Below are 10147 nucleotides of genomic sequence, written 5' to 3'. Positions count from 1 at the left end.
GCGTCGCGGCCCCCGGCGGCTTTCGGCTCGAGCGCGAGGCCCTGGGTCCGCTGAGCGAGGCGGGGGTCGTCGAGCGCCTGCGCGCCGAGGCCCGCCGCCCCCTCGACCTCGAGCAGGGGCCGAGCTGGCGGGCGCTCGTGCTCGAGCCCGAGGGCGCGGCCCCGGTGCTCTTGCTGGTCTTTCACCACCTCTTCTTCGACGGCCTGTGCATCCCCCTGGTGCTCGGCGAGCTCGCCCGGCTGCACGCCGCGGCCCGAGCCGGAGACAGCCTCGACGCGGCCCTCCCCGCGCCTGCGGGCACGAGCTTCGACGCCTTCGTCCGGTGGCAGCGCGAGCGCCTCGACGGCGAGGGCGGCGAGGAGCTGCGCCGCTTTTGGGCCGAGCGCTTCCCCGACGCGCCGCCCACGGTGGACTTGCGCGCGGCCGAGACCAGCCTCGACGCGCGCCGCCGCGGCCTCGAGGGCGCCCACCTGCGCCTGGATCTGCCCGCCGAGGTCGTCGCGGGTGTCGAGGCCCTCGCGGCCGAGCTGGGCACCACGCCCTTCGTGCTGACCCTCGCGGTCTGGCTGGTGCTGCTGCGCGGCTACGGCCGTAGCGACGAGCTGTGCGTGGGCGTGCCGGCCATGAGCCGGCCCTCGTCGGCCTTCGAGGCCCTGGTCGGTTACTTCTCCAACGTCGTGGTGATCCGCCAGCGCCTCGACGCCGGGCGGCCGTTCTCCGAGCTCGTCGAGGCCGTCCACGACGCGGCCCTCGACGCCGTGGCTCACGGCGACTACCCCCTCGCCGAGCTGATCCGCGAGAACGATCTGCGCGGCAAGGCGGACTTCTTCCAGGCGGCCTTTTACTTCCAAAACTGGTTCGAGATCGAGCGCGCGGCCGCGGCCACGACCCCGCTGTGGACCGAGTACCTGGGCGACGTCGCCCAGGAGGGGGAGTTCGAGCTCGTCCTCGAGATCCACCGCTTCAGCGAGCGCTGGCGCCTGTTCTTCAAGTACGACCCCGCGGTCCACGACGCCGGCTCCATCGCGCGCATGGCCGGGCGCTACCGCAACCTCCTCGACCAGGTCCTCGCCGACGCGCGGCGCCCCGTGGACCAGCTGCAGCTGCCGACGCCCAGCGAGCGCGCGCGCGTGCTCGGAGCGTGGAGTCGCCCCGAGTCCGAGCCCGCGCCGGTGCCCGCGTGGACCGTGCCCGAGCGCTTCGCGGAGCTGGCTGGGGATCCCGTCCAGGGCGCCCGCGTGGCGCTGCGCTGCGCGGGCGAGGTCATGAGCTACGCCGAGCTGCACGCCCGGGCGAGCGCCGTGGCCGTCGGCCTGCGTCGTCGCGGCGTGGGCCGAGGCAGCGTCGTGGGCGTGATGCTCGAGCGCTCGAGCGAGCTCGTCGTCGGGCTCTTGGGCGTGCTCATGGCCGGCGCGGCCTACCTGCCGCTGGATCCGATCTACCCCGAGGCGCGGCTGCGGACCATGCTCGAGGACAGCGGGGCCGCGCTGCTCCTGGTCGACGCGTTTGGCATCTCGAAGCCGCTGGCTTGGCCCGGGAGCAGCTGGAGGGCGGTCGAGCTGGGCGCGTGCGTGCTCTCGGGGGAGCGCGCCAGCGACAGCGCCCTGCCGGCGCCGACGGGGGAAGACCTGGCCTACCTCATCTACACCTCGGGCTCGACCGGGCGCCCCAAGGGCGTGCCGATCCGCCACGAGAGCCTGGCCAACCTCCTGGCTCAGGTCGCGACGCGCCCGGGCTTTGGCCCCGACGATCGCATGCTCGCCGCGACCACGGTGTGCTTCGACATCGCCATGCTCGAGCTCTTCTTGCCCCTGACGCAGGGCGGCGAGCTGGTGCTGATGACCAGCGCCGAGGCGCGGGACGGGCAGGCCCTGGTCGCGCAGCTCGAGTCGGGGGCGGTCAGCGTGGCCCAGGCGACGCCGGCGACCTGGCGCATGGCCCTGGCCGCGGGCTGGCGCGAGCGGGCGCCGGTCCGGATCTTGTGCGGCGGGGAGGCGCTCCCGGCTGATCTGGCCCAGGCCCTGCTGAGCCGCTGCGACGCGCTGTGGAACATGTACGGCCCGACCGAGGCGACCATCTGGGCGAGCTGCGACCGCGTCCGCGCGACGGGGCCGGTGACCATCGGTCGGCCCCTGGGCCACTACCGCCTGTACATCCTCGACGACGAGCTGGCCCCCGTCGCGCCCGGGCTGCCCGGGGATCTGTACATCGGCGGCGTCGCCCTCTCGCCGGGCTACCACGGTCGGCCCGAGCTCGACGCGAAGACCTTCGTGGCCAACCCCCACGACCCCGAGGACGCGCCTCGCCTGTACCGCACCGGCGACGTCGCGCGCTTTTTGTCGGACGGCCGCGTCGAGTGGCTGCGCCGCGCCGACGACCAGGTCAAGATCCTGGGCTACCGGGTGGAGCTCGGGGAGATCGACGCCGCCCTGCGTGCCTTGCCGGGCATCGCCGACGCCGCGGCGGTGATCCGCGAGGACAGCCCCGGCGTGCCGCGCATCGTCGCCTACGTCGTGCGCAGCGGCTCGGGCGATGAGGCGAGCTGGCGCGCGGCCCTGGGCGAGCGCTTGCCCAGCTACATGATCCCCCGGCAGTTCGTGGCCATCGAGGCCCTGCCGCTGAGCCACAACCTCAAGGTCGACCGCAAGCGCCTGGCCCAAGAGCCCCTGGACAGCCTCGCGCCCGAGAAGGCCCCCACGGCACCCGCACCCGCACCCGCGAAGTCGAGCCTCGTCGAGGCGCTGGGCCAGCTGTGCGCCGAGCTCATGGGCATCCCGGGGCAGCGCCTCGACCCCGAGCGCTCGCTGTTCAGCTACGGCTTCAACTCGATCACGGCCACGCAGCTGCGCGTCGAGATCGCCCGGCGTTGGGGCAGGGAGCTCGAGCTCGTCGCCCTCGCCGAGGGGCCGAGCGTGGCCTCCGTGGCGGCGATGATCGGCGCGGGCAAAGACGCCGCGGCCCCGGCGGTCCAGGACGTGACCGCGGTGGGCAGCGCGGGCCCGGCCGACGCTCCCTTCGCCCTGACCCCGATCCAGGAGGCCTACCTCGCCGGTCGGCTGCTCGCCGAGGAGGGCCGGGAGGTCGGCTGCCACATCTACGTCGAGCTCGACGCCACAGGCTTCACCCCTGCGGCCCTCGGCGCCGGCTGGCAGGCGCTGATCGACGGTCACCAGGCCCTGCGCACGGTCATCCTGCCCTCGGGGCGGGAGCAGGCCGTGCTGCCCGGGCCGCGGCGCTACACCCCCGAGCATCTGGTCCTCGACGGCCTCGACCAAGGGGCGCGAGAGAGCCGGGTCGAGGCCCTGCGCGCGCGCATGGAGGCCCGGCTCTACGACCCCCAGCGCTGGCCGCTGTTCGAGGTCGCGATCGTCACCGAGGGCCCGCGCACGCGGGTGCACCTGAGCATCGACAACCTCTTCGTCGACGGGGCGAGCCTGGTCAACCTGCTGGCCCAGTGGTCGCGCCTGGCCCGGGGCGAGTCCGTGGCGAGCCTCGGCCTGCCGAGCTTGAGCTTCCGCGACTACTGCGTGGCGCTCGAGCGCGGCCGGAGCTCCGGCGCCCTGGCCGAGCGCCGCGCCCGGGACCTCGACTACTGGGTCGAGCGCCTGCGGCAGCAGCCCGAGGGCCCCCGGCTGCCCTACCTGCCCCAGCTTCGTCGCCGCGAGCCCCGGGGTCGTCGGCGCTACCGCGGCGAGCTCGAGCCCGCCCGCTTCGCGGCCCTCGAGGCCTTGGCGCGGGGTCGCGGGGTCACGCCCACGGCCGTGCTGCTCGCGGCCTTCCAGCTCGTGCTCCGGGCGTGGAGCGAGGACCCGAACTTCAGCCTGATCCTCACCCTGTTCCAGCGCGCGCCCTTGCACCCCGAGGTCGACGCGGTCGTCGGCAGCTTCACCTCGACCTCGATCTTCCACGTCGAGGCCCCCGCCGTCGGCTCGAGCCTGGCCGAGCAAGCCCGCGCCGTGCACCGCCAGCTGTGGACGGACCTGAGCCACGACGCGGCCTCGGGCGTGGACGCGACCCGGGAGTACCACCGCCGCCACCGCAGCGCGCCGAGCTCGATCCCCGTGGTGTTCACGAGCCTGGTCGGCCACGTCGGCCACGAGCGCGACCCGGCGCTCGCGGGCTGGATCCGCGCCGTGGCGGGGGAGCACGCCCGCACCCAGACCCCCGACGTCGCCCTCGACCACCAGGTCTTCGACGTCGACGGGCGCCTGCACTACTTTTGGGACGTCGACGAGGACCGCTTCGTCGCCGACGTGCCCGCGCTCTTGTTCCGCGACTACGAGGCCGTCCTCGACGCGCTCTTGGCCGAGCCCGAGGCGTTCACCGAGCAGCCCACGCAGGCCCTGCTGCCGCGCACCCTCGACGCCCTGTTCCTGCGTCAGGCCGCGCGCACGCCCGCGGCGGTGGCGGTGATCGCCGCGGACCGTCGCCTGAGCTACGCGCAGCTGCGCGGCCGCGTCGTCGAGCTCGCCCACCGCCTCGTCGCCCTGGGCGTGGCCCGGGGAGACCGCGTGGCCGTGGTCGCGCGCAAGGGCTGGGAGCAGGTCGTCGCGGCCCTGGCCGTGAACGTGGCGGGTGCCGCCTACGTGCCCATCGACCCGACCATGCCGGCGGCGCGCCTGGGCCACATCGTCGAATTCACCGAGGCCCGCGTGGCCCTGACCCAAAGCAGCCTCGACGCCAGCCTGAGCTGGCCCGTAGGGCTGGTCCGGGTGTGCGTCGACGCCATGGGAGACGGCCGCGCCTTCGTCGAGCGCGAGCTCCCGCAGCTCGAGCGCCAGCCCACGGATCTGGCCTACGTGATCTTCACCTCCGGATCCACGGGCACGCCCAAGGGCGTGATGTTGGACCACCGCGGGCCGGTCAACACCATCCTCGACGTCAACGCGCGCTTCGAGATCGGTCCGGCTGACCGGACCCTGGCCGTGTCCTCTCTGGGCTTCGACCTCTCGGTCTACGACCTGTTCGGCCTGCTCGCGGTCGGGGGCGCCGTCGTCGTGCCCGAGCCCGAGGACCTGCGCGACCCCCTGCGCCTCGCCGAGCTCGTCGAGGCCCACGCCGTGACGATCTGGAACACGGTCCCGGCCTACGCCGATCTCCTCGAGGAGGCCGCCCGCGGCTCGGCGCAGCTGCGCTCGCTTCGGGTCGTGATGATGAGCGGCGACTGGATCCCCGTGGGCCTGCCCGATCGCCTGCGGGCGCAGTGCCCCGCGGCGGCGATCACCAGCCTGGGCGGGGCCACGGAGGCGTCGATCTGGTCGATCCTCTACCCGATCGATGCCGTCGATCCGAGCTGGAAGAGCATCCCCTACGGCGCGGCCATGGTCGCTCAGCCCTGGTGCCTGATCGACGAGGACGGCCAGGTCGTCGACGCCGTCGGCGTGCCGGCGCAGCTGCACATCGGCGGCGTGGGCGTGGCCCTGGGCTACTGGCGCAACCCGGACAAGACCGGGGCGGCCTTCATCGCGCACCCGGAGACGGGGGAGCGCATCTACGCCACGGGCGACCGCGGGCAGCTGCGCGCCGATGGAAATTACGAGTTCCTCGGGCGCATCGATCGCCAGGTCAAGCTCAACGGCTACCGCATCGAGCTGGGCGAGATCGAGGCCACGCTGCAGCGCTGCGAGGGCGTGGCCCGGGCGCTGGTCTTGGTCCTCGGCGACGGGCAGGCTCGCCACCTCGGGGCCTTCGTCGAGGCCGAGGCCGGCGCGGGCGCGGGGCCGAGCGAGGCCGAGCTGGTCGCGCTGGCCAAGCAGTGGCTGCCGACCTACATGCAGCCCAAGACCTACGCCTGCGTGCGGCGCTTGCAGCTGACGGCCAACGGCAAGGTCGACCGGCGCGTCTCACCCGAGCAGCTCGAGGCCGAGCGCGTGCCCTTTGAAGGCGCAACGTCGAGCCCTGCGCCCTCGGCTCTCGCGCCCGCTCCGGCCACGCCGAGCGCCTCGCCCGAGTCCGTGTTCGCCGAGCTCGCTGCTGTCGCGGCCGAGCTCCTCGGCGCCGCCGTCGAGGGCCCGCAGGTCGATCTGTTCGAGCTGGGCGCGACCTCGCTGACGATCATGCGCCTGGTCCAGCGGGTCCGCGAGCGCTTCGGCGTGCGCGTCCCGGCGGGCAGGCTGTTCGAGTCCCCGCGCCTCGAGACCCTGGTCCAAGCCGTCGTCGCGGCCCAGCCCAAGCCGGCCGCGGCCAAGGCCGAGCCGAGCCCCGAGGCCGAGACTGAGGCCGAGACTGAGGCCGAGCCTGAAGCCGAGCCTTCGCTGCTGCTGACCCACGCCCGGCGCGAGGCCTTCAAGGCTCGCCAGCTCCACTTGCGGACGCTGAGGGCGGAGCAGCGGGTCGAGCTCAGCCCCGCTCGCCTCGACGCGCCGGCCCTCGCCGCGCGCAACCAAACACGCCGGAGCGTGCGTCGCTTTGGGGCCGGGCCCGTGTCCCAAGGCGCCCTCTCGAGCCTGCTCGAGGCCGCGCGGGTCAGCGTCGCCGAGGACGGCTCGGGCTCGACCAAGGCCGCCTACCCCTCGGCGGGTCACCTCTACGCCGTGCAGATCTACGTCGAGGTCAAGGCGGGCCGCGTCGAGGGCCTGGCCGGCGGCGTCTACTACTACCACCCCGTCGAGCACGCCCTCGCCCGCCTCAGCGAGGCCGCGCTGCCGAGCACGGCCCACGTCGCCCACAACCGCGAGATCCACCGCAGCGGGGCCTTCGTCCTCCACCTGATCGCGGCCATGGACGCCGTCGAGCCCCTCTACGGCGAGGCCTCCGAGACCCTCGTGACCCTCGACGCGGGCTACCTGGGCCAGCACTTCTACGCCGCCGCCGGCCCGCTGGGTCTGGGCCTGTGCGCGATCGGGACCCTCGACTTCGAGGCCCTGCGCGCGCACTTCGAGCTGGACGCGACGCACCGCCACGTGCACGCCCTCGTCGGCGGCGTGGATCCCCGGGGCGCGAGCGCGTCGCCGGGCTCGCGGGGCGAGGCCACGGCCACAGCCAAGGTCGAGGTCATCCCCGAGGCGCAGGCTTCGAGCGCGCGCGCGCCGGCGCAGGCCGAGCCCATCGCGATCGTCGGCCTCGCCGGGCGCTACCCCGGCGTCGAGGGCCTCGACGGGCCCGAAGGGCTGTGGAGCTTGATCGAGTCCGGAGGCCACCGCGTCGGCGCGCCGCCGGCCGCTCGCGGGTGGTCCGAGGCCGACAGCCGCGGGGTGCGGGCGGGCTTCCTCGACGACATCGCCCGCTTCGAGCCGCTCTTTTTCCGCATCTCGCCCCGGGAGGCGGCGACCATGGATCCCCAAGAGCGCCTGTTCCTCGAGGTCGCGTGGCAGGCCCTCGAAGACGCGGGCTACACCCCCGAGTCCCTGCGCGCGCGCCTGGGCGGAGAGGCCCCCGTGGGCGTCTACGCCGGGGTCATGTCGCACCAGTACGCCCTGTGCGGGGACGCGGTCCCGGCCTTCCACCACGCCATCGCCAACCGCGTGTCGTGGTGCTTCGACCTCGACGGCCCCAGCCTCGCCGTCGACACGGCCTGCTCGGCCTCGCTCAGCGCGATCCACCTCGCGGTCCAGGCGATCCGCGCGGGCGAGTGTCGCTGGGCCCTGGCCGGCGGGGTCAACCTCTCCCTGCACCCGAGCAAGTTCCGCTACATGCAGCGCATGCGCCTGAGCTCGCCCTCGGGCCGGTGCAGCACCTTCGGGGCCGGGGCCGACGGCATCGTCACCGGGGAGGGCGCGGGGGTCATCGTGCTCAAGCCCCTGTCGGCGGCCCTCGCCGACGGCGATCACGTGCACGCGCTGATCCGCGGCACGGCGCTCAACCACACCGGCAAGACCCGGGCCTTCACCGTGCCCGACTCGGCGGCCCAGGGCGCGCTGATCCGCCAGGCCATCGAGGACGCGGGCGTCGACCCGAGCAGCATCTCCCACGTCGAGACCCACGGCACGGGCACGGCGCTCGGCGATCCCATCGAGATCCGCGGGCTCAACAAGGCCTGGGAAGAGGTCGAGGCGCCGCCCACCGGCGTGGTCCTCGGCTCGCTCAAGCCCAACCTCGGGCACCTCGAGTCCGCGGCCGGCGTGGCCTCGCTGACGAGGGTGCTGTTGCAGATGCGCCACCGCACCCTCGCGCCGACGCCCAGCGCGGCCGAGCCCAACCCCGAGCTCGAGCTCGAGGGCTCGCCCTTCGTGCTGCCGACGCGGGCGCGGGCCTGGGCGCCCCGGGACGCCGCGGGGCGGGAGCTGCCCTTGCGCGCGGGGCTGAGCTCCTTTGGGGCCGGTGGCGCGAACGCCCACCTGGTGCTCGAAGCCTTTGACGCAAAGGCGGAGGCGGGAGACAGCGACGCGAACACCCTCCTCGAGGGTCCGTGGATCCTGCCGCTCTCGGCCGGGACCCCCGAGCAGCGCCAGCGCCTCGCCGAGCGCACCCGCGAACACCTCGCTCAGGGCTGCTGGGACGCGCGGGCGCTGCGGGACCTGTGCTTCACCCTGCAGGTCGGTCGCCGTCACCACGGCCACCGCGGGGTCGTGATCGGGTCTTCGGTGGTGGAGTTCGACGCGGGCCTCGAGCTCCTGGCGCAGGGCGAGATCGGGCCGCAGGCGTGGGTGCGCACCCTCGGGTCGGGCCACGAGCGAGCCGACGCCGAGGCTGCGCCTTCGATGGGCGCCGACGCCGAGACCCACGCCCGGGCGTGGCTCACGGGCGCGGCGTTGGACTGGGCAGCGCTGCCCGTCAACCGCGGCGCCCGTCGCCGGCCCGCGCCGGTCTACCCCTTCGCGGGCGCGCGCCACTGGGTCGAGGCTCCGGCCGCCACGGAGGCCCCCGCCCCCGCCCCCGCCCCCGCCCCCGCCCTCGTCGCGCGGGACTCCGAGCCGAGCGCTCTCGCGGCGTCGGTCGAGATCGAGGTCGAGGTCGAGGCCGGGGCTGAGCCCGTCTGCTTCGAGCCGGCCTTCGAAGCCGCGGACGCGCGCCCCGAAGGCCCCGCGCCGAGCCGCGTGCTGCTCGTCGACCCTCGCGTCGCGCGGGCCGATCGCTGGCGCCTTCAGCTGCCCGTGATCCACGTCCGCCCGGTGATGGGCGGCGCGTGGGAAGAGGACGAGGACGGGCGCTTTCGCGTGGACCCGACGCGACCCGGCGCGCTCGAGCGCCTGCTCGAAGAGCTCGGCGAGCCCGACACCATCGTCTGGGTGCACGACGAGCGAAACCCCGGGCGGGAGCAGGGCCTGCGGGCCTTGCTGCGCACCCTGGGCGCCCGCCGTCCCCGCCCCGCGCGGGTGATGATCCTCGCCCCGGCGGCGTCCCTGGGCGAGGCCGAGGGTCTCGACGGGCTCGTGGCCACGGCCGCCGCCGAGTGGCCAGAGGTGTGCGTCAAGCTCGTCGCCCTCGAGGCCTCCGCGCCCGCGGAGATCGTCGACCCGGCGCTCCTCGACGAGCTGCGCGATCCCACCCGCGTCGTCGGCTTCGACGACCGAGGGCACCGCCAGGCCCGGAGCTGGCGCCAGGCCGCGCCCAGCGAGGCGCCCTCGGTGCGCGAGCTCGTCGCGCGCTGGCCCGCCGACGCGGGCGTGGTGATCGCCGGGGGCATGGGCGGCTTCGGCCGGACCCTGGCGCTGCACCTCGCGCAGGCGGGCGTGGCTCGGCTGGTGCTCCTGGGGCGCTCGGCCCTCGACGAGGACGGCCGCCGCCACCTCGACGCCCTCGAGGCGGCGGGCGCCCGGGCGCTCTACCTCCCGGTGGACATCGCCGACGCCTCGGCCCTGCTCGGCCTGCGCGGGATCCTCGAGCGCGCCTGCCCGCAGCTGCGCGGGGTGATCCACTGCGCCACGACCCACTACGACGCGCCCCTCGGGGCCGCGGACCTCGATCGCTGGGCGCAGCTGGAGGCGACCAAGCTCGCCGGCGCCGAGCACCTCGACGCGCTCACGGCCGGGGCCGAGCTGGACTTCTTCGTGGTCTGCAGCTCGCTCATCGGCCTGGTCGGCAACCGCGGGCAGGGGGCCTACGCCCGCGCCAACGGCCAGCTCAACGACTTCGCCCACGCGCGGGCGCGGGCCGTGGCTCGGGGCGAGCGGCGGGGGGCGAGCGCGTCCTTGTGCCTGCCCCTGCTCGCCGGCGGCGGCATGCGTCCCACCGCCCAGACCCTGGCGGCCATGGCCAAGGCGGGGCT

The 10147-nt window shown here is 74.9% G+C and carries 1 protein-coding gene; it reads left to right on the top strand.

Features of this window, described 5'->3' with window-relative positions; translation table 11 throughout:
* A partial coding sequence (locus PPSIR1_RS40330; protein ID WP_006977102.1) for a non-ribosomal peptide synthetase occupies window positions 1-10147 on the top strand: 10147 nt, incomplete at both ends.

Origin of the sequence: Plesiocystis pacifica SIR-1 (assembly GCF_000170895.1) — a bacterium.
Taxonomy (GTDB): domain Bacteria; phylum Myxococcota_A; class Polyangia; order Nannocystales; family Nannocystaceae; genus Plesiocystis; species Plesiocystis pacifica.
The sequence above is the reverse complement of the archived record's forward strand: the minus strand, read 5'-3'. Positions and strand labels throughout refer to the sequence as shown.